This window comes from Streptomyces sp. NPDC051776 (assembly GCF_040681345.1).
Classification (GTDB): Bacteria; Actinomycetota; Actinomycetes; order Streptomycetales; family Streptomycetaceae; genus Streptomyces.
In genome coordinates this window covers 45,453-69,840 of sequence record NZ_JBFAYQ010000034.1, presented here as the reverse complement: position 1 = coordinate 69,840, position 24,388 = coordinate 45,453, and the positions used below count along the sequence as shown (strand labels likewise).

At 72.0% G+C, this 24,388-nt stretch carries 25 protein-coding genes and 2 pseudogenes; 14 read left to right on the top strand and 13 right to left on the bottom strand.

Going from position 1 to position 24,388, the window contains the following annotated elements:
• Nucleotides 1–61 precede the first annotated feature (61 nt).
• Both AB0M26_RS23580 and AB0M26_RS23575 read left to right on the top strand, forming a co-directional pair.
• Nucleotides 62–1,540 (top strand): ornithine decarboxylase, encoded by a 1,479-nt coding sequence (locus tag AB0M26_RS23580; protein WP_365263794.1) that lies wholly within the window; start codon nucleotides 62–64, stop codon nucleotides 1,538–1,540.
• Between the two features lie 101 nt (nucleotides 1,541–1,641).
• Nucleotides 1,642–2,148, top strand: a complete 507-nt coding sequence (locus AB0M26_RS23575; RefSeq protein WP_365263793.1) for a hypothetical protein — start codon at nucleotides 1,642–1,644, stop codon at nucleotides 2,146–2,148.
• An 18-nt stretch (nucleotides 2,149–2,166) separates the two neighbouring features.
• Here AB0M26_RS23575 and AB0M26_RS23570 read toward each other — a convergent pair whose 3' ends face one another.
• The 3 genes from AB0M26_RS23570 to AB0M26_RS23560 form a co-directional block, all read right to left on the bottom strand.
• The gene (locus AB0M26_RS23570) at nucleotides 2,167–2,451 is read right to left on the bottom strand and encodes a hypothetical protein (protein WP_365263792.1); all 285 of its coding nucleotides are present in this window, start codon (nucleotides 2,449–2,451) and stop codon (nucleotides 2,167–2,169) included.
• Between the two features lie 196 nt (nucleotides 2,452–2,647).
• Nucleotides 2,648–4,015: a pyridoxal-dependent decarboxylase gene (locus tag AB0M26_RS23565; protein WP_365263791.1), complete on the bottom strand. Its 1,368-nt coding sequence runs from the start codon at nucleotides 4,013–4,015 to the stop codon at nucleotides 2,648–2,650.
• A gap of 212 nt (nucleotides 4,016–4,227) precedes the next feature.
• On the bottom strand, nucleotides 4,228–4,608 hold the full coding sequence (locus tag AB0M26_RS23560) for a helix-turn-helix domain-containing protein (protein ID WP_365263790.1): 381 nt from the start codon (nucleotides 4,606–4,608) through the stop codon (nucleotides 4,228–4,230).
• 65 nt (nucleotides 4,609–4,673) lie between these two features.
• Here AB0M26_RS23560 and AB0M26_RS23555 point away from each other — a divergent pair, with 65 nt between their 5' ends.
• Nucleotides 4,674–5,537, top strand: a complete 864-nt coding sequence (locus tag AB0M26_RS23555; protein WP_365263789.1) for an NmrA family NAD(P)-binding protein — start codon at nucleotides 4,674–4,676, stop codon at nucleotides 5,535–5,537.
• 180 nt (nucleotides 5,538–5,717) lie between these two features.
• Here AB0M26_RS23555 and AB0M26_RS23550 read toward each other — a convergent pair whose 3' ends face one another.
• From AB0M26_RS23550 to AB0M26_RS23535, 4 genes and pseudogenes are all read right to left on the bottom strand, one after another.
• Complete coding sequence (locus tag AB0M26_RS23550; protein WP_365263788.1) at nucleotides 5,718–6,557, bottom strand: polysaccharide deacetylase family protein; 840 nt, start codon at nucleotides 6,555–6,557, stop codon at nucleotides 5,718–5,720.
• 112 nt (nucleotides 6,558–6,669) lie between these two features.
• A complete protein-coding gene (locus AB0M26_RS23545) occupies nucleotides 6,670–7,521 on the bottom strand; it encodes a GNAT family N-acetyltransferase (RefSeq protein ID WP_365263787.1) in 852 nt (283 codons plus the stop codon).
• Nucleotides 7,522–7,658: 137 nt separating this feature from the next.
• Nucleotides 7,659–7,937, bottom strand: a pseudogene (locus tag AB0M26_RS23540) (poly-gamma-glutamate hydrolase family protein); the annotation flags it as partial.
• Nucleotides 7,938–7,948: 11 nt separating this feature from the next.
• Entirely contained in the window at nucleotides 7,949–8,281 is a 333-nt protein-coding gene (locus AB0M26_RS23535) for a poly-gamma-glutamate hydrolase family protein (RefSeq protein ID WP_365263786.1), read from the bottom strand.
• A gap of 111 nt (nucleotides 8,282–8,392) precedes the next feature.
• On the opposite strand from AB0M26_RS23535, the gene AB0M26_RS23530 reads away from it, so the two are divergent.
• Nucleotides 8,393–9,346, top strand: coding sequence for a hypothetical protein (locus AB0M26_RS23530; RefSeq protein WP_365263785.1), 954 nt, complete (start codon nucleotides 8,393–8,395; stop codon nucleotides 9,344–9,346).
• 76 nt (nucleotides 9,347–9,422) lie between these two features.
• On the opposite strand, the gene AB0M26_RS23525 is transcribed toward AB0M26_RS23530, so the two are convergent.
• Nucleotides 9,423–9,848 (bottom strand): VOC family protein, encoded by a 426-nt coding sequence (locus AB0M26_RS23525; RefSeq protein WP_365263784.1) that lies wholly within the window; start codon nucleotides 9,846–9,848, stop codon nucleotides 9,423–9,425.
• A gap of 225 nt (nucleotides 9,849–10,073) precedes the next feature.
• Between AB0M26_RS23525 and AB0M26_RS23520 the strand changes: the two genes are divergently transcribed.
• The 7 genes and pseudogenes from AB0M26_RS23520 to mgtA all read left to right on the top strand — a co-directional run bounded on the left by AB0M26_RS23520 (nucleotide 10,074) and on the right by mgtA (nucleotide 17,434).
• A complete protein-coding gene (locus tag AB0M26_RS23520) occupies nucleotides 10,074–11,243 on the top strand; it encodes a hypothetical protein (RefSeq protein ID WP_365263783.1) in 1,170 nt (389 codons plus the stop codon).
• A gap of 114 nt (nucleotides 11,244–11,357) precedes the next feature.
• Nucleotides 11,358–11,945 carry a hypothetical protein gene (locus AB0M26_RS23515; protein ID WP_365263782.1) on the top strand — a complete coding sequence of 196 codons (588 nt, stop codon included), beginning with the start codon at nucleotides 11,358–11,360 and terminating at the stop codon, nucleotides 11,943–11,945.
• A 118-nt stretch (nucleotides 11,946–12,063) separates the two neighbouring features.
• Nucleotides 12,064–12,843, top strand: coding sequence for a thioredoxin domain-containing protein (locus AB0M26_RS23510; protein ID WP_365263781.1), 780 nt, complete (start codon nucleotides 12,064–12,066; stop codon nucleotides 12,841–12,843).
• Nucleotides 12,840–13,730, top strand: coding sequence for a cytochrome c biogenesis CcdA family protein (locus tag AB0M26_RS23505; protein ID WP_365263780.1), 891 nt, complete (start codon nucleotides 12,840–12,842; stop codon nucleotides 13,728–13,730). Before AB0M26_RS23510 ends, AB0M26_RS23505 begins: the two co-directional genes overlap by 4 nt.
• Before the next feature lie 281 nt (nucleotides 13,731–14,011).
• Nucleotides 14,012–14,314: pseudogene (locus AB0M26_RS23500) on the top strand (helix-turn-helix domain-containing protein); the annotation flags it as partial.
• A gap of 170 nt (nucleotides 14,315–14,484) precedes the next feature.
• Nucleotides 14,485–14,847, top strand: a complete 363-nt coding sequence (locus AB0M26_RS23495) for a metalloregulator ArsR/SmtB family transcription factor (RefSeq protein ID WP_365263779.1) — start codon at nucleotides 14,485–14,487, stop codon at nucleotides 14,845–14,847.
• A gap of 7 nt (nucleotides 14,848–14,854) precedes the next feature.
• Nucleotides 14,855–17,434 carry a magnesium-translocating P-type ATPase gene (gene mgtA / locus AB0M26_RS23490; RefSeq protein ID WP_365263778.1) on the top strand — a complete coding sequence of 860 codons (2,580 nt, stop codon included), beginning with the start codon at nucleotides 14,855–14,857 and terminating at the stop codon, nucleotides 17,432–17,434.
• 30 nt (nucleotides 17,435–17,464) lie between these two features.
• Here the strand turns inward: mgtA and AB0M26_RS23485 are convergent, their stop codons facing one another.
• Entirely contained in the window at nucleotides 17,465–18,595 is a 1,131-nt protein-coding gene (locus tag AB0M26_RS23485) for an LCP family protein (protein ID WP_365263810.1), read from the bottom strand.
• 287 nt (nucleotides 18,596–18,882) lie between these two features.
• On the opposite strand from AB0M26_RS23485, the gene tatA reads away from it, so the two are divergent.
• Nucleotides 18,883–19,167, top strand: coding sequence for a Sec-independent protein translocase subunit TatA (tatA, locus tag AB0M26_RS23480; protein ID WP_365263777.1), 285 nt, complete (start codon nucleotides 18,883–18,885; stop codon nucleotides 19,165–19,167).
• Nucleotides 19,168–19,180: 13 nt separating this feature from the next.
• Here tatA and AB0M26_RS23475 read toward each other — a convergent pair whose 3' ends face one another.
• From AB0M26_RS23475 to AB0M26_RS23465, 3 genes are all read right to left on the bottom strand, one after another.
• The gene (locus AB0M26_RS23475; protein ID WP_365263776.1) at nucleotides 19,181–19,633 is read right to left on the bottom strand and encodes a Sec-independent protein translocase subunit TatB; all 453 of its coding nucleotides are present in this window, start codon (nucleotides 19,631–19,633) and stop codon (nucleotides 19,181–19,183) included.
• Nucleotides 19,634–19,797: 164 nt separating this feature from the next.
• Nucleotides 19,798–20,358, bottom strand: a complete 561-nt coding sequence (locus AB0M26_RS23470; protein WP_365263775.1) for a GNAT family N-acetyltransferase — start codon at nucleotides 20,356–20,358, stop codon at nucleotides 19,798–19,800.
• A complete protein-coding gene (locus AB0M26_RS23465) occupies nucleotides 20,355–20,519 on the bottom strand; it encodes a hypothetical protein (protein WP_365263774.1) in 165 nt (54 codons plus the stop codon). The genes AB0M26_RS23470 and AB0M26_RS23465 overlap by 4 nt, the downstream gene beginning before the upstream one ends.
• 328 nt (nucleotides 20,520–20,847) lie before the next feature.
• Between AB0M26_RS23465 and cbiE the strand changes: the two genes are divergently transcribed.
• Both cbiE and cobM read left to right on the top strand, forming a co-directional pair.
• A complete protein-coding gene (gene cbiE, locus AB0M26_RS23460) occupies nucleotides 20,848–22,140 on the top strand; it encodes a precorrin-6y C5,15-methyltransferase (decarboxylating) subunit CbiE (protein ID WP_365263773.1) in 1,293 nt (430 codons plus the stop codon).
• Nucleotides 22,137–22,880 carry a precorrin-4 C(11)-methyltransferase gene (gene cobM, locus AB0M26_RS23455; RefSeq protein ID WP_365263772.1) on the top strand — a complete coding sequence of 248 codons (744 nt, stop codon included), beginning with the start codon at nucleotides 22,137–22,139 and terminating at the stop codon, nucleotides 22,878–22,880. The genes cbiE and cobM overlap by 4 nt, the downstream gene beginning before the upstream one ends.
• Before the next feature lie 366 nt (nucleotides 22,881–23,246).
• Here the strand turns inward: cobM and AB0M26_RS23450 are convergent, their stop codons facing one another.
• Nucleotides 23,247–24,383 carry a cobalt-precorrin-5B (C(1))-methyltransferase gene (locus AB0M26_RS23450; RefSeq protein WP_365263771.1) on the bottom strand — a complete coding sequence of 379 codons (1,137 nt, stop codon included), beginning with the start codon at nucleotides 24,381–24,383 and terminating at the stop codon, nucleotides 23,247–23,249.
• Nucleotides 24,384–24,388 lie beyond the last annotated feature (5 nt).

Here is a 24,388-nt window from a genome sequence, read left to right as displayed (position 1 = left end):
GGGCCCCGCCGAACCGTGCTGCCGGCGGGTAATTCCCCCCGCCCGCGGGCACCCGTGAGCCATGGATCATTACGAAGCGCCCGTCCTGGAGGCCCTGGAGCGCTACCACGAGTCCGGGGCGCTCCCCTTCACTCCGCCCGGCCACAAGCAGGCCCGCGGCACCGATCCGGAGGTACTGAACGTTCTGGGCGAGCCGGTCTTCCGCTCGGACGTGCTGGCTCTCGGCGGTCTCGACGACCGCCATGCGTCGAACGGCGTTCTGGAGCGCGCCGAGGCCCTCATGGCGGACGCCGTGCGCGCGGAGCACACCTTCCTCTCCACCTGCGGCAGCTCCCTCTCGGTGAAAGCGGCCATGCTTACGGTGGCCGGCCCTCATGAATCGCTGCTCGTGGGCCGGGACGCCCACAAGTCAGTGGTGTCGGGGCTGATCCTTTCCGGTGTGCGCCCCATCTGGGTCGACCCGGCATGGGACGCCGAGCGACACATCGCCCACCCGCCCTCGGCCGCCGCCTTCGAGGAGGCAATCGCCGCGCACCCGGAGGCCCGGGGCGCACTGGTGACCAGCCCGACGCCGTACGGAGCGTGTGCCGACCTCGGCGGCATCGCGGACGTGTGTCACCGGCGACAGCGTCCGTTGATCGTCGACGAGGCATGGGGAGCGCATCTGCCCTTCTGTTCCAAGCTTCCCGCCTGGGCGATGGATGCAGGGGCCGACATCTGTGTCACCAGCATTCACAAGATGGGCAGTGGCCTGGAGCAGGGCTCGGTCTTCCACCTGCAGGGCGATCTCATCGACCCGGCGGTGCTCAAGTCGCGGGCCGATCTGCTGGGGACCACCAGTCCGTCGGTCCTGATCTACGCCGGGATGGACGGCTGGCGGCGGCAGATGGTCCTGTCCGGCGAAAAGCTGATCGGCGGGGCGCTGAGGCTTGCGGACGACGTACGGAACGAGATCAACGGCATCGACGGCTTGAGCGTGGACGGACGTGGGGAGTACGTGGGCCCCGGACGCGCGGCCGACCTCGATCCGTTGCCAGTCGTGATCGACCTCCACCGGCTGCCGATCAGCGGCTACCAGGCGGCCGACTGGCTCAGGGAGCACCACCACGTCGACGTCCATCTCGCCGACCACCGCAGAATCAGCACGCAACTGACCCATGCGGACGACTCGTCGACCACGGATCCATTGCTCAGGGCTCTGCGCGAACTCGTCGATCGCGCAGGGGATCTGCCCCCCGCGCGGCCCGTGGACGTGCCTTCCCCCGGCGAGCTGCGGACCGAGCAGACGTGCCTGCCCCGGGACGCCTTCTTCGGCACCGTGGACGACGTACCCGTGGATGAGGCGGCGGGGCGTGTGGCCGCCGAGATGATCACTCCGTACCCGCCCGGCATCCCCGCTGTCGTGCCGGGCGAGCGGTTGAAGAAGCCGGTGCTGCGCTACCTGAGGACCGGCGTGGAGGCCGGAATGCTGCTCCCCGATGCGACGGATCAACGCCTGGACAGCGTCCGCGTCCTTGTCGAAGGAGGCCATGCGGACTGAGGCACGCGGCGCGGCCCCCCTCGGCCCGGGAACAAGAACGCCTGCGGCAGACCGGGGGTGTCGTTGCGTCACAAACGCTCTGGGGCCGGAATGATGACGCCATGCAGTTGCGGGACTGGACAGTGGCCCTGGGTCGGCTGCTGCTGCCCCTGGACCATCCGGCACAAGCGGTCTACGGCACCGTCATCACCGGCGCGGTCATGTCCGCCTACTCCGAGCCGCCCGTCGAACTGGACGAGGTGCTGATCCACGTCCCAGCGACGGTAGCGGTCTACTGGCTCGCCCACGTCTACGCAGAGCAACTGGTGCACGCCGAACAAGGAGTGCCGTTCTCCAGGCGTCGGCTTCCTGCCGCCATGCGCAACCAGTGGCCCATCATCCAGTCCGCCCTGACCCCCCTGCTCGTACTGCTCCTGGCGCTCCTCTGCGGGGCGACGACGACCATCGCACTCGCCATCGCCGTATGGTTCACCGTTTTCCTCCTCAGCGCTTTCGGACTGGTCGGTGCACGCAGAGGCGGACTCAAAGGCAGACCTGTGGTCAAGTCCGCCCTACTCGCCGGAATCCTCGGACTCATCGTGGTCGGGCTGAAATCCTCCGTCGACTGACGCCCTCCGAAGTGCTCTCTACTCCGATCGCGGCGTCACAAAGGCCACCGTCGTGTCGATGTCCGCGTCGCGGCGCCTGCGCCGGGCCTTCGGTGTCACGGCATCGCGGATCGCGGCATTGAACGCCTCGTCCGCCGTCCGGGCACGCAGGACGAAGGTGTGGGTTCCCGGATGTCCGTCCACCGTCACAATCGGCAGTGTCACGTCCCACCACATCGCGGCGCAGTCTTCCCCGGCCCCGAAATGCTGTACCGGAACAACTTCCGCGTACGCGCGCTCGGAAAGGTCGAAGAACCCGTCCATGGTGAACCTCCCGGCTGTCACGGCGAATCTCCCGCGCGCCTGCGCGAGGGACGCTTCCGAGAACAGCCTGGCCCCCGAGCAGGCACCAGCACATCCGGCCACAGCAGGCAATCGCCTACAGCCGCAGCAGGCACCGTAACGCGGCAACGGGTACTCCCAGGGGAGTACTCCGCACAGGACAGGCCGCGGTTACCGGTCAGGCGGCGTCGGCTGCCCGGCGTATCGCGTCGAGCGCGCGACTCACGTCGTCGTCCGTGGTCGACCAGTTGCTCACCGAGATGCGCATGACGCGACGGCCGTGCCAGGTGGAGCCGCTGATCCACGCCGTACCGTCCTCGAGCAGCCGGTCGAGTACGCGGTCCGTGCGCGCGTCGCTGCCGAACTCCGCGCAGACCTGGGTGAACACCACCTCGTTGAGGATCGTGGCGCCCTCCGTCCCGGCGATGCCTGCGGCGAACGCGGATGCGTGCCGGCACAGCCGCTCCACGAGGCCTGCCACACCCGACCGGCCCAGGGACCTCAGCGCGGCCCACACGGTGAAGGCCCTGCCGCGCCGTGAAAGTTCGGGGACCTTGTCGGAGGGGTCGCCGTGTTCGTGCTGGATGAGGTAGTCGCCTTGGACGCCCATGGCTGCCCGGACCGCGAGGGGGTCGCGGACGATGGCCAGGCCGCAGTCGTAGGGGACGTTCAGGGTCTTGTGCGCGTCCGTGGCCCAGGAATCGGCATCCGCACCCCCGGATGTCAGGTGCGCATGAGCCGGGGAGGCGGCTGCCCACAGTCCGAAGGCGCCGTCGATATGGACCCACGCGTCCGCGTCGCGAGCGGCGCGAATCGTCTCGGCGAAGGGGTCGAAGGCACCGGAGTGGATGTCCCCGGCCTGCAGGACCACCACCGTGGGACTTCCTCTCCCGGCAGCCAGGGCGTGGCGCAGTGCCACGGGGTCGATTCGCCCCTGATCGTCCGCGGCGACCAGTTCGGGTTCACCCAGTCCCAGATAGCGCAACGCCAGGTCGATGGACGTATGACGGCCCTCGCCGACGATGACGCGTACGGCCGGCCCGCCCGTGAGACCGTCGCGGGCGGTGTTCCATCCGGCGCGGCGCAGCACCGTGTCGCGCGCCGTGGCCAGGCAGGTGAAGTTCGACATGGTGGCGCCTGTGGTGAAGCCGACGGTGCTCCCGCCGGGCAGGCCGAGCAGATCCAGCAGCCATGCACTGGCGATCTCCTCCACCGCCGTGTACGCGGGCGTGACCGCTCGCATCACGCAGTTCTGGTCCCACGCGCTGACCAGCCAGTCCGCGGCGAGGGCGGCGGGTTCGGTGCCGCCGATCACGAACCCGTAGAAGCGGCCGCCGGGAAACGCGGTCAGCCCGGGCTCACAGGCCGTTGCCAGCAGGTCGACGACGTCGGCCGGCCTGCTCGGTTCGTCGGGCAACTCGGCGCCGAGCGCGCGTACGGTCTCCTCGACCGAAGCGCGGGCAGGGACCCTGCGATCGGACAGGCTCGCCAGCCAGCGGGCGGCATGGCCGTACGCCTGCCAAAGCGCCGAATCGGGCGCGTCCATACCTCGGACTATCCACCGCTCGGGGGCCATGTGCCAACGCGGACATCCCGCTCGGGAAGAGGTCCCGGCACCGGGGCGGCGGCGCCGAGGGCGGCGGTGGCGCGGGATCGGGGGTTCAGCCTCGGCGACCGCGCCGGATATGTCTCGGTGCGGCGCTCCGGCCTCGGTGTCGCCGATCGGGGCCGGGGGGCCGAACGGTCCGGTTCCGCAGGTCAGCGAGCGACTTCAGCGGGATCGGCGGCGGGTGCCGCGGGATCGGCGGCGTCCGGATCCGGGTCGGGGATGGAGCTGCCCCACTCCGCCATCGCGTCGAGCACCCCGCGCAGCCTGTTCCCGAGCGGCGTGAGCTCGTACTCCACGCGCGGCGGCACTTCGGGATGGACGGAGCGGATCACGATCCCGTACGCCTCGAACCTGCGCAGACGGCTGGTCAGGGTGTGCGGGCTGATCCCGGGCAGTGCGTCGCGCAGCTGGGAGAAGCGGCGTTTGCCGGGCAGGAGCTCGCGCACGATCAGGGTCGCCCACGGCCCTTCCAGGACGGTCAGGAACCGTGCCACCCCGCACTCGGGCAGCTCAGGAATGTGCGTCGTCACAATTTCTGAACGTACCCCATTAGTGCAGTTGATGTAACCAGTGCACCCCATGCACTAATGGCTTCATGAGCTACGTGATCCACGGCGCCACGGGCGCCCAAGGCAAACCCGTCCTGACCAAGCTGGAGGCCGCCGGAAAGCAGGTCGTCGGACTCGCCCGGAAGCACGGAACCAGCGACCACGGCACCCCGATCGTCGCGGCCCGCTACTCCTCCGTCCAGGAGCTGACCGCCGCCTACGAAGGCGCCGACGGCGTGTTCGTGCACCTGCCGATCGGCGCCGAAGAGGACCGCGTGACGTATGCCCACAACATCGCCGCCGCGCTCCGCGCAGCACAGCCCCGCCGGGTCGTGGTCTCCACCAGCGGCGTGGTCGTCGACCGGCCCAGCTCGCCGCTCCAGGCCCCGGTCGAAGCCGCCGTCCCGACCCTGATCCGCGGCCTGGAACAGGCCGGTCTGTCGTACGCGGTGATCGCCCCACGGCTGTTCCTGGAGAACCTCCTGGCACCGTCCGTCCTCGATGCCGTCCGCACGGACGGAGTCCTGCGCTACCCGCTCCGCGCGGACTTCCCCGTCTCCTGGTCGTCGCATCTGGACAACGCGGATGTCGCGACCGCCCTGTTCGACCGCACCGACATCACCGGCACGATCGCCGTGGGGCAGTATCCCGGCCTCACCGGGCCCGACCTCGCCGAGGCGTTCACCGCCCATCTCGGCCGGACGGTGTCGTACGAGCCCAGTACTCCCGAGGTCTTCGGCGAGCTCCTCGCCCCTGCCATCGGAGCGGCCGGAGCCGCCGGCGTCGTCGCCCTCTACCAGTGGTTGGCCACCGTACGGGACAACACGATCACCATCGACAACAGCGCCCAGCAGAAGCTGGGCCTCAAACCGCGCACCACCACCGAGTGGCTGGAACAGATCGGCTGGTAGCGGCCGGGCGTCGGCCGAGAGGCAGCGGTGCGGCGTCGACACCAACAGGCGTGCGGCGTCGACAGCAACAGGCGTGCGGGGTGTACTGAGCCGACGTGCCCGGCGCGGCGTCCCCGCGGCCGTCCGGTCGCGGGGCGCCATCGCAGGTCGCGCCGTAAGGCCTTCCGCCTGCGCGGCACCCTATGACGCGGCTCTGTCCTCAACGGATCCCGGGGTCGGAAGAGCCCAGGACGGCAGAGGGTTGGCGTCTCGCTGTCCCCCCGTGCTCGTCGCGGGGGTCAAGAGGGTCCGCAGGTCGACGATTCGGTAGCCGCGTGCGCGGACGGCATCGATGATGTCGGGCAGGGCCTCGGCGTCGAGGACCGGGCCCTCGCCGGTGCCCTGGCCGATGTGCATCTGGATGATCTCGCCCGGGGTGAGGGCGTCCAGGGCGCGGTCGAGGACCTTCTCGACCGTCATCCCGCCCGCCGGCCCCAGGTAGCCGTTGGTGTCGGTGGTCCACTCGATGTCGGCGTACCCCAGGCCGTTCACCTCGGCGATCTGCCCCGGGGTGGTGTCGCCGTAGGGGAAGCGGAAGAACGGCAGGGGCTCGGTGCCCGACGCCTCACGGAGTGCCTCGTCGGCGGCATTGACCTCCGCCGCGCGTCCGGCGGGCGTGAGGTCGCCGAAGTGCGGGTGGGTGTGCGAGTGGTTGCCGATCCCGTGGCCGGCCGCGGCGATGCGCCGGACCGCGTCGGGGAGACGTTCCGCGAAGTCGCCCGTGAGGAAGAAGGTGGCCGGAGCCTGCTGCTCGCGCAGGGCGGACAGCACGGTGTCCAGGCCCTCCTCGTTCCAGGCGGCGTTGAAGGTGAGCGCGACGACCTTTTCCTGGGTGGGCATGGTGCGGTTGACCGAGCCGAACAGGTGCTCCGGGACGGGCCGCTCGTCCCCGGCGGCACCGGTGGGCACGAGCAGGGCAGCCACCAGCGGCAGGGCGACGCATGCCCGGCGCAGGGCCCGGGAGAGACGAAAATTCACCATGAACGGGACCGTACAGGCATTCCTGATCGTCGGACGGCGGGCGCGCGGACCGCAGCGACGAACGGCGCCGAGCGAGCGGAACGCGCCGGGACAGCCGGTGACAAATGCGTTCTCAACCCTGCTTCAGCAGAACGGCGCGGGTGTAGAGGAGATGAAATCCCTGGCGTTGCGCATTCTCCTGGGACTTCGAGCCCGGCTGCGTGGTGATGACGGCGATGTCGCAGCCCGATGCGGCAGCATCCGCGAGCCGGGCGGAAAGGAGCGCGGTCTGAACCCCCCGGCGGCGGTGGGCCGGTGCCGTCGCCGCGCCCGTGAGCTGGGCGATGCCCGCGGCCGTACGAAAGCCGGCCCCGCCGACCACGACGCCGCCACGCAGTGCGCTGTAACGCTTCATGCCTGCGGCGCCCACCAGGTCGCGCACCGCTGCGGCCATCACCTCGTACGGGAACTCCTCGTGCGATGGCACACCTTGTGCGTCCGGGTGCGCGAACCCGTCCACGACGACCTCGAGCCAGCGCTCGAACTCCTCGTCGCCACTCTCCCTGACCGTGACCCCGTCGGGTTCGACGCGCTCGTACCCGCCTGCCAGGGAGAGACCGAGCACGTTCTCGTACGAGGTGAGCCGGTACCCGCGTTGCGTGAGCATGTCGCCGATGGCCGGGTCGGCCAGATGTGCCAACTCCACCAGCACCGCCACGCCACGATCGGCAAAGGCGTGCTCGATCTCCTCGAGTGCCTCCGCATCCGGTACGCCGCCGAATCCGAGCCCCGCGACTTTGTTGAGAGGAGAGCCGTCCTCGGCGAAAGCGGCCACCGCACCCGAAATGGGTTTGAGAAAGCCCGCACCGTCTCCCCTGCGACGATGGGCGGCCTCAGTGCCTTTCGCGACGAGGTGCGCTTCGGCGCGCTCGATGCGTTCCGCGAGGCCGAGGTCGCAGAAAAGCGGAGGTCGATTCGTATCCACCCGGGGAGGCTACAGCGCTCGCCACATCCCGGGCTTCCGAATTTCCCGGCCGGGCGGGAGGCACGTTCACAGGTCTCGCGGGTACGGATGGCGCTGCGCACGGCCGTGCAGAACTCACGGAACCAGGCATCGAAAGCGTCGTAGGTCTCGCGCCGCTTCGCCGGGCTCGACGCGTCGCCGATCATGGCGCCGCGGAGTTCGGTGGTCATCTCCACCTGGACGCCGCGGCTCGTGGCGGTGCGGTTGACGATGTTCGCCGGTTCCCCGCCGTCCAGCCCCGGTACGTCGCTGCCGTCGGGCACCGTGATCTGCGTCGACGTGAAGGCCCCGCGGATCGCCCGCTTCACCGCCGCCCTGAGCTGCGCGTCCCGCCCGCCGACGACCACAGCCCGGTTCCCGCTCCTCGCGGGGCCCATGGGGGCGGCGGTCAGCTGGTCGCGCGGCAGCCGTGCAGCGAGACCGCGAAGTCGCTCGCGCGGACCAGGGCGAGCGCAATCGGGTCGTCGCAGTGCCCCGAGGTGACTTCGAGGACGGAGTTGCCAGAACCGCGCAGCCCCTCGAACATCCAGTAGCCGTAGGCCGGTCCGGAGATCAGCGGCCGACTCGGGCGCTCCGGCCGGCAGCCGGCGATGCCCAGGCACAGCTCGCCGGTCCCGACCTCGATGCCGCCCCCGTGCGGAGCCAGGACGGCCGTACGGACGGAGCCGGACGGCTGCCGGGACCGCCGGGCCCAGTCGATGCCCTCCTTGTCGGCCAGCACGCCCACGCCCCCGCCCACGCGAGATAGAGGCAGGCATTACTCATGTGCCGCTCCTGCGCGGCCCGTTAGCGTCCGGTCGTCATCCGACACTCCGAAGGAAAAGAGTGACGCATGCGGCGCCGGCGCCTTGCTCTCGTGACCTCGCTCGTGGCCACTACGTGTTTCGCGACCCTACTGTCCCTGCCCTCCAGCGCGGAGGCCGCGCCGAGCGACGCGGAGCTCGCCCAGCGCTGGGCGCCCGTCCACTACCAGGACACCGCCGACGCCAATCCGACCGCGGACTACCTCTCCGCCGTCGACTTCGACGGCGACTGGGACACCCGCAACAACCAGCAGTCGCTGCCCACCCACCGGGACCGCCTCAACGGCACCGTCTACTACTCGGTGGTGGAGACCGGCACCCACTGGTTCATCACCTACGCCTACTTCCACCCCCGCGACTGGAAGCTGTTCGGCGGCCACGAGAACGACATGGAAGGCGTCATGGAAGTCGTCCGCAAAGACGGCACTCCGTACGGGACCCTCGAGGCGATGCTCACGCAGGCGCACAACAACTACTACTCGTACGTCCCGCGCGGCGGTACGTGGACCGAGGGCCGGGAGAGCATCGACGGCGACCTGCTGACGCAGCCCTATGGGGGCGATTCCCACCCGACCAGTTTCCAGGAGGCCAAGGGGCACGGCACGTACCGCTGGGACGGCGAGGGGTTCGGCGGCGGCGACGGCGTCGTCTACTACCCCGGAGCGCCCGGAGCGCCCGGCGAGGTCCCCGACAGCGGCAACGACCGTTCGGTGCAGTATCAGCTGGTCGACTTCTTCGCCCCGGGCGGTCTGTGGGAACGCCGCCACGATCCGGTCACCTTCGCCGAGTACGGGGCGTTCCGTGGCGACGACGGCAGCGACAACGCCGCGAACACGCCGTGGGCGTGGGACGACAAGGACGACGGCAGCGACCTGCAGAAGGGCAGCATCGCCGAGGACCCCGCCTATCTGGTGGACCAGTACTTCGGCAACAAAGGCGACTTCTCCCTGGACTACGTCCGCAATCCGTACGCCACCGGCTGACCGGGCCGCGGCGGCCGGGCGCTCGATTCAGAAAAGGCGTCGGCCGGAGAGCCGTCGGAAGACCGTCAGAAGACCGTCAGAAGACCGGCTCGCCGATGCCCAGCATGTTCCCCTCGCTGTCGCGGAACCAGGCACCGCGTTCGCCCCGTGCACCCTTGCTCGGGTAGTTGCCTTCGATCTCCACGATCCCGTTCTTCGTACGCAGACCGGGCAGGTCGACCTCCTCGAACACCACACCCCGCCGTTCGAGTTCTGCCACCGCGGCCTCGATGTCGTCGACCTCCCACCCCATCTGCGTGAAGCTCCCCGGAGACGCACCGGCCGATCGGAAGAGGGCGAAGTCCGCGCCTCCGCACCGGTAGAGCAGGCCGCCGGGCCGTTCGTCGATGGGCTCCAGGCCCAGCGCCTCGGAGTAGAAGCGCCGTGCCCGGTCCAGGTCCTGGGCCGGAAGCCGGGTCGCGACGCGCCCCCGGGCCAGTGCGTTGCTGTCGTCCGCGTTCATGGTTCCACTGTGCCGTGGGCGGCGGCTGGAGGGGTGGAGGCGCCAGGTGCGCGACACGGACATACGGTCCGGACGTACGGGGGAGAACGTCGGGCGCCGATACGGCAGTAGCGGCCCCTGCCCGGGTGGCAAAGTTCACAATATGTCCGCATCGGAAACCCTTTCGGGCGTCCCCGGGCTCTCCTTTACCGAGGGAGCAAGAGGACGTCCAATCTGAGGCTGACCATGGAACTGCGGGCCGAGACCAAGGCCGAGGAGAAGAAGAGCCCCGAGCTGAGCATGGCGCACGTCGCCGGAAGTGCGATCGCGGCCGTCGTGGCCGCGCTTCTCGCCGCGAAGCTGGGGGTGTACGGCACGGTCCTGGGAGCGGGCGTCGTCAGTGTGGTCGCGACCACGGGCGGCACGGTCTTCCAGCATGTCTTCAAGCGCACCGGCGAGCAGATCCGCGACGCGACGGAACAGGCCAAGCCCAAAGGACGCCAAGTTCCGGTCCGCGACTCCGGCGGCCAGGCGGACCGCGACGCCCGCAGTCATGCCGACGGCGACCCCACCATGATCCTCGACCCCGCACCGTCCCGCGGTGAGGCGGACGATGCCCGTACGTGGCTGCTCGATCAGGTCGAAGCGACCCGGATGCTGCCGCGGGCCGATGCGGCGGCCGACCCGGCGCACGACTCACCGCCCGTCGACGCCACGACCATGCTCCCGCAGGTGGGCGAGGCGACCTCCGGGCCGGACACCAATGGGACGACGCCGCTCGGGTACGGCGCGCCCGCGCCCATCGGGACCGGGCAGCAACCGGCCTACGGCGCGCCCGAGTCGTACACGGACGCCGTAACCCACGGCACCAGGCTGCGCGGCTGGAGGCGTTCGCTGCTCGCCGCCCTGGCCGCCTTCGTCCTGGCCATGGGGGCGATCACGGTCATCGAGCTGCTCACCGGCTCGACGGCGAGCGGCGGAGGGGGCACCACGGTCGGCCGCATCGTGGGCGGCGACGGCGGCAGTGACCCCGACGGGGGTGACGGCGGGCAGCGGCCCGGTGCGCCCGCGCCCTCCCCTTCGTCGAGCGGCCCGGAGTCCGGTCACCGCTCGGGCGGCGCGAACGGCGACGGCCGGCGGTCCCCCGACCCGTCGCAGAGCAAGGGCGCAGACCCGGACGCGCCGTCGAAGCCGGACGGGGACGCCGGCACCACGACAGGGCCGACCGGCAGCTCCCCGTCGTCGTCCGGATCCGGCTCGTCGTCCGGGAGCACGAACGACGGGAGCACCGGCGACGGCAGCGCGAGCCAGGGGGGCACCGGCCAAGAGCGCAAGGACGGCGGCGACAGCTCCGGACACGGCCCGGGGAACCAGCAGCAGACCGGTCCCGACGGCGACGACGGTTCCGGGCCGTAGACCGCGAACCATCCGCCTCGCCACCGGGGGCCGCGCGACAGCCCGCGCCCCGGCCCCGGCCCCGGCCCCGGCCCCGGTAGCATCCGAACCCAACTCCCCTGAAGAGAACGGCACATGTATCACGGCACTCCCCCGGCACGACGGCGCACGGCCGCCGTGGTCACGGGTCTGCTGCTGGCCCTGGCCGCTCTGCTGGTCGGCAGGCCGGGGGCAACCGCCGCACTTCGCCATGAGCCGCTCCCCGCCGCTGTGACGGCCGTGACTGTGACCGGTGTGACGGCTGTCACGGCTGTGTCGGCTGTTACGGCTGTTACGGCTGTGTCAGCTGTCACGGCGCAGCAGGACATCCACACCCCCGCAGGCGCGGTCGCTGCGGACCGGGACCTGCCCGGCGCGCGTACCGGGACCCCCGCCCCGAGCTACGCCGCCACCGTCTCGCCCACCTCGTCCGCCGCGGTCTTCGCTCCCTCGTCCGGCGGAGACGCGCCGGGTTGCCGGGACGACCGGCGGGACGACGAGGGCACCCAGCCGTCGGTCCCGCCACGGACCGGGCCGTCGTACGATCACGGGCCGCTGCTCGCGGAGCGGGCCGTTCCCGGCGACCGGGCCGTACCAAGGGTCCTCCTCTCGCACCCCGCCGTTCCGGGTCCCCCGCTGCCGCCCCGTACGCCGGTGACGCTCTCGGTGGTGCAACGGGTGTAGACGGCATCGCCGGGCGGTTCCCGCCGGCGCCCGGCCCCGCTCTGCCCCGTCCTTTCTCCGGCCGCGCGCCGCGTCGTACGCGTGCGCCGCTGCCGCATGCACCGTCCGAGGAGAACTCATGGCTCCGGCCGCCCCATCCCGCCGCAGGACCTCGCGGCGCTCCATCGTCATCGGCGCCTGTGTCGCGCTCGCCGCGCTGCTGCTCGGCGCCCTGTCCCAGTTCGCAACCGGCGGCTCCGGTACCTCCGGTTCCGGCTCGCCCGGCCCGGAAGCCTCCGACGCAACCGGCGGGTCCCCGGCCGGAGGTGAGCCCGGCTCGGCCGCACCGGCACGACGCCAGGCCGGGGACGCCATGGCGCAGGGCCGCAGGGACGCGCCAGTCGTCCTCGTCGAATACGCAGATTTCGCCTGCTCGTTCTGCGGGAAGTTCGCCCGTGACACCGAACCCGGGCTCGTACGGAAGTACGTCGACAGCGGCGTCCTCCGTATCGAGTGGCGCAACCTGCCGATATTCGGCGAGGATTCGGAACGCGCCGCACGCGCTGCCTGGGCGGCCGGCAGGCAGCACCGCTTCTGGCAGTTCCACCGGGCGGCCTACGCCGACGAGGACTCCAAGGCCAAGGGGTTCGGGCAGGAGCGCCTGGACGCGCTGGCGCGCGAGGCCGGCGTCCCGGACCTGAAGCGCTTCCGCCGCGACGCCGGCAGCGACGCGGCACGCGCGTCCGTGCGGCGCGACCAGGAGGAAGGGTACGGGCTGGGCGCGACCAGCACGCCGTCCTTCCTCGTCAACGGGCGCCCGATCGCGGGGGCCCAGCCCGGCGAGGTCTTCAACCAGGCCATCGACGCGGCCACGAAGGCGGCACGCAAGCAGCCGGGCGGCAAGGGGGCCGCCAAGTGACGGAGATCGGTTACCTGGCCGCCTTCCTGGGTGGTCTGCTCGCGCTCGTCAGCCCGTGCAGTGCCCTGCTGCTCCCGGCGTTCTTCGCGTACTCCATCGAGACCCGGGCCCGGCTTTTGGCCCGGACGGGGATCTTCTACCTCGGTCTGGCGACCACGCTGGTGCCGCTGGGGGCGGCCGGTTCCGTTGCGGGCCGGCTCTTCACCGGGCACCGGGACGTGCTCGTGGCCGTGGGCGGCTGGCTCATCATCGCGCTCGGCGTGGCCCAGATCCTCGGCCTCGGCTTCGCGTCCCGCCGGCTCCAGGCGGCGGCGGGACGCATCCGGCCCACGTCCGCCACCTCCGTCTATGCGCTGGGCGCGGTTTACGGGCTGGCCGGCTTCTGCGCGGGTCCGATCCTCGGCAGTGTGCTGACGGTGGCGGCGGTGGGCGGCAGTCCGGCGTACGGCGGCGCGCTGCTTGCCGTGTACGCGCTGGGCATGGCAGCGCCCCTGTTCCTGTTCGCCCTGCTCTGGGAGCGGTTCGACCTGGGCGGGCGCCGCTGGCTGCGCGGCAGGCCGCTGCGGATCGGCCGCCTGCGGCTGCACACGACGTCGCTGGCGTCCGGGCTTCTCTTCGTCGTGATCGGCACGGTCTTCCTGCTGTACGACGGGACGTCGGCGCTGCCGGGTCTGCTCGGCGTCAACAGCGCGTTCGCGGCGGAGCGTTGGGCGCAGCGGCTCGGGGCGGCTGTTCCGGACACCTTGCTGCTGGCGGGTGTGGTGGGGACCGTCGGGGCGGTCCTCGTCGTCCAGGGAGTGCGCGGCCGGCGGTCGCTCCACGAGCGGCGACCGGCCCGGAGCGAACGGCGACCGGCCCGGAGGGAGCGGCGACCGGTCCGGGACTGAAGGCGTACGGGGGGGCGACCCACGCCGGCCCACGGGAGAGCAATCCGCGCTCCGCGAGGCGCACGCCCGCTCCACCCCCGGGTGGGCGTGCGCCGAGCCGTCGGACCCGGGTGACGCGACATTGAACCGACGCGGCCGAACCGACGCGCGACGCGCACGAGGTGACGGCGGAAGCCGAGGCGGGAGGAGGAGGTGGCGCCACGGGCCGATGAGCCACGGTGCAGCGAGTTCCGGTCATCCCGGACCGGGCGGCGCGAGCCGCCGTGAACGGCGGGGGCACCCTGGGCGACCCCGGGCTCACGCCGCGTTCCATCGCCGCGGCTCACCACATCTCCCTCAGCTACCTGCACCGTCTCTTCCAGCACGAGGGGAAGACACTCGCCGCCTGGATCCGGCGGCAGCGTCTGGAGCGCATCCGCCGCGATCTCACCGACCCGGCGCTGGGGGGCACCCCCATCCACGCGCTCGCCGCCCGCTGGAGCTTCCCCCGCGCCGCCGACTTCAGCCGCGCGTTCCGCAGGGCGTACGGGGTTCCGCCGAAGGATTTCCGCCTGGGGGCGCCGGCAGGCCTCGAGGATGCGTGACACCGAGCGGGTACGGACTCTCATCGGGCTCCGGGCGCTCTCCGGCACCGCGGCTCCCGCCCCCTCGTCTGCGCCGCCCGGTCCTCCGCGGGCTCGGCTTCCGGGGCCGGACACCTAGACTGGGCGGCGCGAACGCGGTGGTGACGATCGGGGCGGGACGGGAGAAGGCTGTGGCGGCAGGCGTCGATGGCGTCGAGGATCCGTCCGCGGAGGTACTGGCGGAGGCGGCCGCGGCCTTCGGGCTGCTTGCCTCGTCGGCACGGCTGCACATCATGTGGGCGCTGGCCCAGGGCGAGAGCGATGTGACGCATCTCGCGGACCGTGTGGGCGGGGCCCTGCCGGCCGTCAGCCAGCACCTCACCAAGCTGAGGCTCGCCGGCCTCGTGCGCGCCCGACGCGAAGGACGGCGGCAGGTGTACTTCGTCGACGACCCCGACATCGTCACCGTCGTACGGCTGATGGTCGGGCAGCTCGCCGCACGCGCCGGGGAGGCCTCCGCCCCCGTCGCCCGGCTGCGCGGGACCGGTGCCTGAGAAGGCCGTGGCATCCCGGCACGCCCTGGTCACCGATGCCGGGAGCGGGGAGCCGGGCGCGCCGACCGTACTGCAGGTGCTGCGGCGGCTCGACAGCGGTACGCGCGGGCTGACCGAGGCGGAGGCCGGGGAGCGGCTGGCCCGCTACGGGCCGAACGCGGTGCCGGACCGGCGCGGCCCGTCCTGGCCGCGGCTCTTCGTGGGCGGTCTGCGCGACCCGTTCACCGCGGTGCTGTTGTGTGCCGGGCTGGTGTCGGCGGCCGTGGCCTCGTGGGGCACCGCCTGTGTGGTCCTCGTTCTGGTCGCGATCAGCGGTGCTCTCCGCGCGCAGGGGGAACACCGGGCCGACCGGTCGACGACCGCTCTGCGCGAGCTGGTGGTGAGCACGGCCACCGTGCTGCGCCGCGCCGGTGCGGACGCGACTCCGGTGGAGCGGGAGATCCCCGTGGAGGAGCTGGTCCCCGGCGACGTGATCCGCCTGGGCCCGGGCGACATGGTGCCCGCCGATGTGCGTCTTCTGCGGTCGCACGGCCTGACCGTGCACCAGGCGGTACTCACCGGCGAGGCGTCCCCGGTGGTGAAGGACGCCGCCGACACCGTGGACGTGGCGGGCGGGGGCGTGTTCGGTGTGCCCCAACTGTGCTTCCAGGGCAGCGGCGTTGCGTCCGGCAGCGGCACGGCGGTCGTCGTCGGGACCGGCGAGCGGACACGGTTGGCCGGGGCGTATGCGCTTCTCGCGGTCCGGCGCGGGCCGAGCGCGTTCGACCGCTGTGTGCACGGCGTCTCCTGGACCCTGGTGCGGTTCATGCTGCTGGTGCCGCCGCTGGTGCTGCTCACCGACGCTGCGCTCCGCGGGCACGGTCTGGCGACGCTGCCGTTCACGATCGCGGTGGCGGTGGGACTGGTCCCGGGAATGCTCCCGGTCGTCGTCACCACCTGCCTGGCGCGCGGGGCCGCGGTGCTGGCCCGTACGCGCATGGTGCTCGTGCGGCGGCTGCCGGCGTTGCACGACCTCGGTGCCGTCGATGTGCTGTGCCTGGACAAGACCGGCACGCTCACCCGGGACCGCCCCGCGGTCCACCGCGCGCTGGACGGGCAGGGCCGGGAGGACCCGGAGGTGCTGCACTGGGCCGCCGTCAATGCCTGGTGGACGCTTCAGCTCGCCGATCTGCCCGTGCCGGACGCCCTCGACGAGGCGGTCCTGAGCGCGGCCGGTGAGGAGGGCCCGGCGGCGTACGAGGGGGTGGCGGCGGAACCGTTCGATCCGGTGCGGCGCCTGTCGGTCGCCGTCGTCCGCACCCCGGGGCGGCTCGGCACGCACACGGTGGCCGTCAAGGGCGCGGTCGAGACCGTCCTGGAGCGCTGCGTACTGACGGACGAGGAGCGGGAAAGGCTGTCGGCTCTCGCCGCGCGCAGTGCGGGGCGTGGTCTGCGAGTGCTGGCGGTCGCCACCGCCGAACGGACCGCCCGCCTCCGTACGCCCTCGCCCGCCGAGACGCGCGGCTTGACCTTTCGCGGCTTCGTCACCCTGCGGGACGCGGTGGCGCCCACCGCCGCCGAGGCCCTGGCGGCGCTCGCCGGCCGGAGCGTCGCCGTCAAGATCCTCACCGGCGACCATCCGGGCACGGCCGTGCGCGCCTGTCGCGATCTGGGGATCGCGGTGGCCGCGGGAGGCGTGCTCACGGCCGACCGCATCGACGGGCTGAGTGATCACGAGCTCGTCGAAGCCGCCGAGCACACGACGGTCTTCGCCCGATGCACTCCCGGGCACAAGGTGCGGATCGCCAGGGCGCTGCGCGCCGGCGGACACACCGTCGGCTTCCTCGGTGACGGCATCAACGACCTGCCCGCGCTGCGCAGCGCGGACGTCGGGATCGCGCCGCGCGACGCCGTGCCCGTGGTCCGCGAGGCAGCGGATGTGATGCTCGCCGGGAAGGACCTTGCCGCAATCGGTCACGCCATCGCGGAGGGGCGGCGTGCGACCGGCAACATCATCTCGTATCTGCGCGTCTGCCTGTCGTCGAACCTCGGCAACGTGATCGCGATGCTCGCCGCGGGCCTGCTGCTGCCCTTCCTGCCGATGCTCCCGGCTCAAGTGCTCATGCAGAACCTGTGTTTCGACGCGGCCCAGCTCGCCTTCGCCCACGACCATCCCCCTCCGCAGGTGCTGCGCCGCCCGGCCGTCCTGCGCGCCCGCGAACTGCTGTGCTTCGTCACGGGATTCGGTGCGCTCAACGCCGTCGCAGACCTTGCCACGTTCGGTGTTCTGGAGCTCGCGTTGCACGGATCGGGTGCCCTGGGCGACGAAGCACTGTTCCATTCGGGCTGGTTCACCGAGAATCTTCTGACCCAGGCGGTGGTGATGCTGCTCCTGCGTACGGTTGGAGGCACCGCCCGGAGACGGTGGCCGGGCCCGGTCGCCTGGGCGGCAGTCGCCCTGGCCGCCGCGGGACTGCTGCTGCCGCTCTCGCCGCTCGGCCCGCCGCTCGGTCTGACGGCGCTGCCCCTCCTCTCGTACGCGCTGCTCACGGTCGTACTCGCGCTGTATTCGGCCGTGTTGGCGGCTTTGCGCGGACGGCAGCCGTAGGACGCGGACCACACACGCAGGACGCGGACGTCACCCGTAGGAGAGGCCGGAGCACAGGTCGTCGTCGGCGGACCGGGACCCGTCCTTCACGCTCGGCGGAACGGGGGTCTCCGACGCATCGCCCGTCCCTCCTGAAGGGGACTGCGTTCCCTTCCGCCTGCGTCCGCCCTCGCCGCCCGCGTCCTTGCTGCCCGCTCCCTCGCCGCCCGCGTCCTTGCCGTCGATCGTGCGGTCGTCCTTGATGGCGCGCCACAGGGTGTCGGCGTCCGGCTGGATCAGTCCGACACGCTGACCCTCGTACCGCCAGGGGACCGTGACGAACCTGATGTCGGGCAGGTCGATGTCCTTCAGCGTCATGGCGAACGAGATCAGCCTGCGGGCGGTCCCGAGTCCCGGGTCGACGGTCACGGACTTCGTCGCGGCGTCCGCGAGCGGCAGCAGTTGGGCGGGGGTCAGCCCGTTGCTCTTCACCTTGGTGATCAGACTTGCCACGAATGCCTGTTGCCGCTTGATGCGGCCGATGTCGGAGCCGTCGCCGATGCCGTGCCTGATGCGTACGTAGTCCAGCGCCTTGCGGCCCGCGACGGTCTGCCTGCCCTTGCGCAGCAACCTCTTGCCGCGGGTGGCGCGGCCCGGGTCGAGGTCCTTCTGGTAGACGTCCTGGGGCAGGCACACGGGCACGCCGCCCACCACATCGGTCAGCCGGGAAAAGCCCTTGAAGTCGACGACGATCGTGTGGTCGACGCGCAGCCCGGTCAGCTTCTCCACCGTGTTCTGCGTGCAGGCGGGATTGCCCTCGGGTGTCTGCCCCACCGAATACGCCTCGTTGAACATCGTGTTCCTGCGTGTCCTGGTCCAGCTTCCGTCCGGGAGCCTGCAGGGCGGGATGTCGACCAGGGTGTCGCGGGGGATGGACACGGCGACGGCGTGCCGGCGGTCGGCGTAGATGTGGAGCAGGAAGGCGGTGTCGGAACGGCCCGTGTCGTCCTTGCTGCCGCCGCCCAGCGCGGTATTGCCGGAGGTGCGGGCGTCGGAGCCGAGGACGAGGATGTTCTGGCCCTTGGACGAGCCCCGCCCGGGGCGGTCGCGCGCGATGCCGTCCGCGCCGAACGTGCCGATGTTGCGGTCCAGTTTGAGGTACACCCACCCGGCGCCGGCCATGACGAGGGCGAGCACGACCGCCGTGACGGCCAGGGCCGTCCTCGTACGGCGACGTGCGCGTCCGCGCCTGCGCCGCGTGCCTCCGGCGCCGCGGCGGGTTCCGCGCCCTGGACGACGGTGCGACCTCGGCGGTGTTCTGCGGTGGCGCGGGGTCGCCCGGCGGCTGATCGGCGTCGTGCGCCTCCGTGTGCGCGTGGAACTGCGGCTCATATCAGGTGGGACGAGCGATGGCGTCCATTGGTTGTACAGTTGCGCAATATAGCAATTATTACGAGAGGGAGGGACGGATGTTCCGCAACGCACTCGAACCCTGGCACCTGCTGATCGTGGTGGTCGTCGTCATCGCGCTGTTCGGCTCCAAGAGACTGCCGGACACCGCGCGCGCCTTGGGCAAGTCCCTGCGGATCCTCAAGAGCGAGGCCACGGCGATGAAGGACGACACCCCGCCGGCGCCCGGGCCCCCCGCGTCCACACCCCGTGACGCACCCGGGCAGCCCGTTCCCCATGCCGTCACAGCGGCGCCGGGCGAGGCACCGCGGCACCGGTCCGGCGAGGGCCCGACGGTCCACTGATGTCCGCGCCGGGTCAGGTGGCGTCGGGGTCGAACGGCGGACGCGCGGGGCCCTCGGCGGGTTCGCTCCCGGCCGGGGCCGGGCGGGGCGCCGCGGCCGGAGGCGGCGCCGCGGCCGCTGTCGCGGACCGGCCGTCGGCCACGTCCCGTACGGCGTCGGCGATCTCCGCCATCTCCGCCGTCGGATCGAGGGCGCGCCGAATCTCGTCGAGCCCGGGGCGGCCACCCCCGCTCCGGAGCTGTTTGCGCACGAACGCCCCCGGGTTGAGATCCTCGAACTCGAAGTCCTCGAATTCCGGCCCCAGTTCTGCACGTATCCGCTCCTTGGCGCCATCCGAGTACTCCCGTACCGCGCGCAGAAATCCCAACACCTTCCGTACGGCCTCGGGCAGCCTCTCCGGACCGAACAGCAGGAAGCCGAGGACGGCCATGGCGACCAGCCCCAGCGGGCCCACGTCAGCGAACATCCGTCACCCCTCACGCTCCGCATCACCGGCGCCCTGGACACTTTCAATATTGCGCAACTAATGTAACCATGACGTTCGGGCCGGGCGAGCAGGAGGACCGGTGCCGGGTACGCACCGGAGGGTTCCGGTGCGTACCGCAAGCAGTACGCGTCGTGCGTTGCCGTTCAGAACGTGAGGACGGCGGGGTGGCGGGGGCCGAGGAAGACGGTGACGTCCCCGCTCTCCGGCGCGGGGCGATCGACCTGCCGCCAGCCCATCCGCCGGTAGAAGCGGACGGTGCTGCGGGCTCGTACGGAGGTGAGCAGCCAGCACCGGCCGTCCTCGGCCGCGTCGGTCACCAGTCGCAGGAGACCGGCGCCGAGGCCCAGGCCGCGTGCCCGGGTGCGCACGGCGAGTTCGTCGACCTCGCGGGCGCCGCACAGCCAGGAGCCGGTGCGTTCCGGCCCGAGCGCGGCGGCGGCGAGCGGATAGCCGCGGTCGGCAGGGAAGGGATCCGGGGTGGTCCAAGCGGTGGCGAAGCCCAGCACCCGGGCGCCGTCCCGCGCGAGCGCCGCGACGAACCCCGGCCGCGTCACATCGACGGCCAGGCGCTCCATATACGCCTCGGCCATCGCTTCATCCGCACCCCAGGGCGGCTGGGCGAAGGCGTCCGCGTACACCTGGCGCAACCCTTCGCCGTACGCCAGCAGCCGCTCGCCGCCGACCAGTTCGGCCTGCGGGCTCATGCCACGACCACCGGAACGGATCCGGTGGCCCGGCGGCGCTCCCGGGCCGGCGGGCACAAGCGGGCGCAGGCGGCCACCCTGCCGACCTCGACGAGGCCGCCCACACCGTGAACGGGCGGGGCGGCAACCGCCGTGATTCCCAGCACCACCGGTGACGCCATGCTCCACTCCCCTTGTCCGGACCCGTCGTTGCAACCCAGTGCCTCCCCCGGCAGGGTCTGCCCCACTCGCCGCCCTGGCACAACCGACCGCTGCGTCGTCGGACCAGCCGAGCAGATGCCCCCCACGAGACCGATCCGGCGCCTTGCGTCCGACCGCACCAGGACACCTCGCCGTCGGGCAAACCTCGGCGGGGGCGGCACTCGGCGCAACCAGCCGGGCAGGGGGACGGGGTCCCGGGGAGGAGTCGCAGGTCGCGTGGCCAGTAGAGTTCCCTTCCGAACCGGCCTCCGCCACCCGTACATCCATCCCGTCCCCGAGGAATCCCGCTTGAGCCCCGCACACCGACCCGCCGTGACCGTCGTCGGCATCGGCGCCGATGGATGGAACGGGCTCCCCGCGCCGTCGCAGGATGCGCTGCGGAAGGCGGAGACACTCATCGGCGGGGCGCGCCAGCTCGGTCTTCTCCCCGAGGAGTGCACCGGCGAGCGCGTGGCCTGGCCGTCGCCCCTGCGGCCCGCCGTCCCCGGGCTGCTCGCCGCACACGCCGGGCGCCGGGTGTGCGTCCTGGCCAGCGGGGACCCGATGTTCTACGGCATCGGGCGTGCCCTCACCGACGTGCTGGGCGCCGGGGCGCTCCGGGTGCTGCCGCATCCGTCCTCCGTGGCGTACGCCTGCGCGCGCCTGGGCTGGCCGCTGGAGGACACCGAGACTGTGACCCTCGTCGGGCGTCCCGTCGCGAACCTGGTGGCGGCGCTGCACGACCGCCGCCGGGTTCTCGTTCTCAGCGCCGGATCCACTACCCCGGCCGAGGTCGCCGGCCTGCTGCGGCAGGGCGGGTTCGGCCCGAGCCGGATGCACGTACTGGAGCAGCTCGGCAGCGAGAAGGAGCGGTGCACCGAAGGCATCGCCGACACGTGGGACGAACCTCCCGGCGACGCGCTCAACATCGTCGCCGTCGACTGCCGCATCACCCCGGACGCCGTGCGCCTGGGCTGCGTTCCGGGTCTGCCCGACGAGGCGTACGACCATGACGGCCAGCTCACCAAGCGACATGTCCGCGCCGCGACGCTCGGCGCCCTCGCGCCCTCTCCCGGTGAACTCCTCTGGGACATCGGCGGCGGCTCGGGCTCCATCGCCATCGAGTGGATGCGCGCGCACCGCTCGTGCGCCGCGATCAGCGTCGAGCGCGACCCGGCACGCGCGGAGCGCATCGCCCGCAATGCAGATGCTCTGGGCGTACCGGGACTGCGTGTGGTCACCGGAGCCGCGCCCGGGGCGCTGGCCGGACTGCCCGCTCCCGACGCCGTGTTCGTCGGCGGAGGGCTGACCTCTCACGGCCTGCTCGAGGCGTGCTGGGACGTGCTGCCACCGGGCGGCCGGCTCGTCGCCAACACGGTCACCCTGGAGTCCGAGGCCGTGCTCGCCGGGTGGCACCGCCGCCACGGGGGCGACCTGGTGCGGCTGTCGGCCGCGCACGCCGCCCCCGTGGGCGGTTTCACCGGATGGCGTCAGGCCATGCCGGTGACCCAGTGGTCCGTCCGCAAGGAGACCACCGGCATCACCCCCCATTCCGACAGGATCGCCACTGCCGCCAACATCCCGACGGGAGACGAGAGATGACCGTGTACTTCATCGGCGCGGGGCCCGGTGCCGCCGACCTGATCACGGTACGCGGTGCCCGTACGCTCGCCTCCTGCCGGGTCTGCCTGTACGCGGGGAGTCTGGTACCGCGCGAACTGCTGGACGAGTGCCCGAAGGGCGCCCGGCTGGTGGACACGGCGAACCTCACCCTCGACGAGATCACCGCGGAAGTGGTACGCGCCCACGAAGAGGGGCACGACGTGGCCCGGCTGCACTCGGGCGACCCTTCGGTCTTCAGCGCGGTCGCCGAGCAGATGCGGCGTCTGGACGCGGCCGCCATCCCGTACGAGGTCGTGCCGGGCGTACCGGCCTTCGCCGCAGCCGCGGCCGCCCTGAAGCGGGAGTTGACCGTGCCGACGGTCGGCCAGACCGTCATCCTCACGCGTGTCGCCCAGCAGGCCACGCCCATGCCCGAGGGCGAGGATCTCGGCACGCTCGGGCGCAGCGGGGCCCTGCTCGTGCTCCACCTCGCCGCCAGGTACGTGGACCGGGTGGTGGACGAGCTGCTGCCGCACTACGGCGCGGACTGTCCGGCCGCGGTGGTGGCCATGGCCAGCCGTCCCGGCGAACTGGTGCTGCGGGGAACGCTCGACGGCATCGCGGGCCAGGTGAAGGAGGCGGGCATCGTGCGGACCGCCGTCATCATGGTGGGCCGCACGCTGGGCGCGGAGCAGTTCCGCGACAGCCACCTGTACTCCTCGGAACGCGACCGGCACTAGCGCGGTGCCGCACGGTTGGATCCACGCCGAGGCCGCTCCCCGTCCCGACGCTCCTGTGGGGTCACGGCGTTCGAGATCGAAGGGGGGCGAAACGGCTTCGGGCAGCGGACGAAACGACTTCGGGCAGGCGGTCGAGGTGCCGGGCAGTGTCCGAATTGTGGTCTTCCCCTGTTCCTAGTGCCTGGCAGTGTCCGGGTCGTGAGCAACGTCCGACTCGTGAGCAGTGCCCGGGCCTGGACAGCGTCCGACTCGTGAGCAGTGTCCGGGCGGTGGGCGGGACGTCAACGCCGGGCGTGACGGCCCGTCAACCATCCCCACCCGATCGCCCGGACGACAACGGCACACCCGGGCGCGGTTGCTCGGCCGCTATGCGGGGGCGCACCGGCCCACGATCGTGCCCGCACGGTCGATGCAGATGACGTCGACCGCCACGGGCTCCCCGCGCAGCACCTCCAGGGCCCGGTCGCGGGCGGTCACGGCGACGAGGTCGCCCAGGGGCACGCCCCGCGCCCTGCACAACTGGAGCGCGGCGAGGCCGGTGTTGGCGGCCGCGACCTCCGCGGCGAGAGCTTCGTCGGCGCCGCCGTGCCGGGCGAGCTCCGCGAGGAAGGCCTTGTCGACCTGGGAGCGGGCCGAGTGCAGGTCCAGATGGCCGGCCGCCAGCTTGGACAGCTTGGCGAAGCCACCGCAGACGGTGAGGCGTTCGACGGGGTGACGGCGCACGTACTTCAGCACCGCCCCGGCGAAGTCGCCCATGTCGAGCAGGGCGTCCTCGGGCAGGTCGTACACGGCCACCACCGTCTTCTCGGAGGTGGATCCGGTGCATCCGGCCAGGTGCGTACGTCCCGCCGCCCGCGCCACGTCCACACCGCGGCGGATCGAGTCGATCCAGGCCGAGCAGGAATAGGGCACGACGATGCCGGTCGTCCCGAGGATGGAGAGGCCGCCGAGGATGCCCAGCCGGGGGTTCCAGGTGGAGCGGGCGATTTCCTCTCCGTCGTCGACGGAGAGGGTGATCTCGACGTCGCCGCTGACCCTGTGCCGTTCCGCGACCCGCGCCAGGTGCTCGCGGATCATCCGCCGCGGCACCGGATTGACCGCGGGCTCACCCACGTCTAGGGGCAGGCCGGGGCGGGTGACGGTCCCCACACCCGGTCCCGCCCGGAACACCACGCCCGACCCGGCGGGCAGCGGCCGGACGGCAGCGCGGACGAGGGCACCGTGGGTGACGTCAGGGTCGTCGCCGGCGTCCTTCACCACCGCCGCCATGGCATGTCCGTCGCCCAACTCCTCGGCGGCCAGCGCGAATGCCGGGGTCTGTCCCCTGGGGAGGCTGATCGTCACCGGGTCCGGGAAGTCACCGGTGAGCAGGGCGGTGTATGCGGCGGTGGCGGCCGCGGTCGCGCACGCCCCGGTCGTCCACCCGGGGCGCAGCCCGGTGTGCTTGAGTTGAGCGCTGCGCCCGCCCGCGGCCCTCCGTCCGCCCCTGCCCGACTCAGCCATGAAAG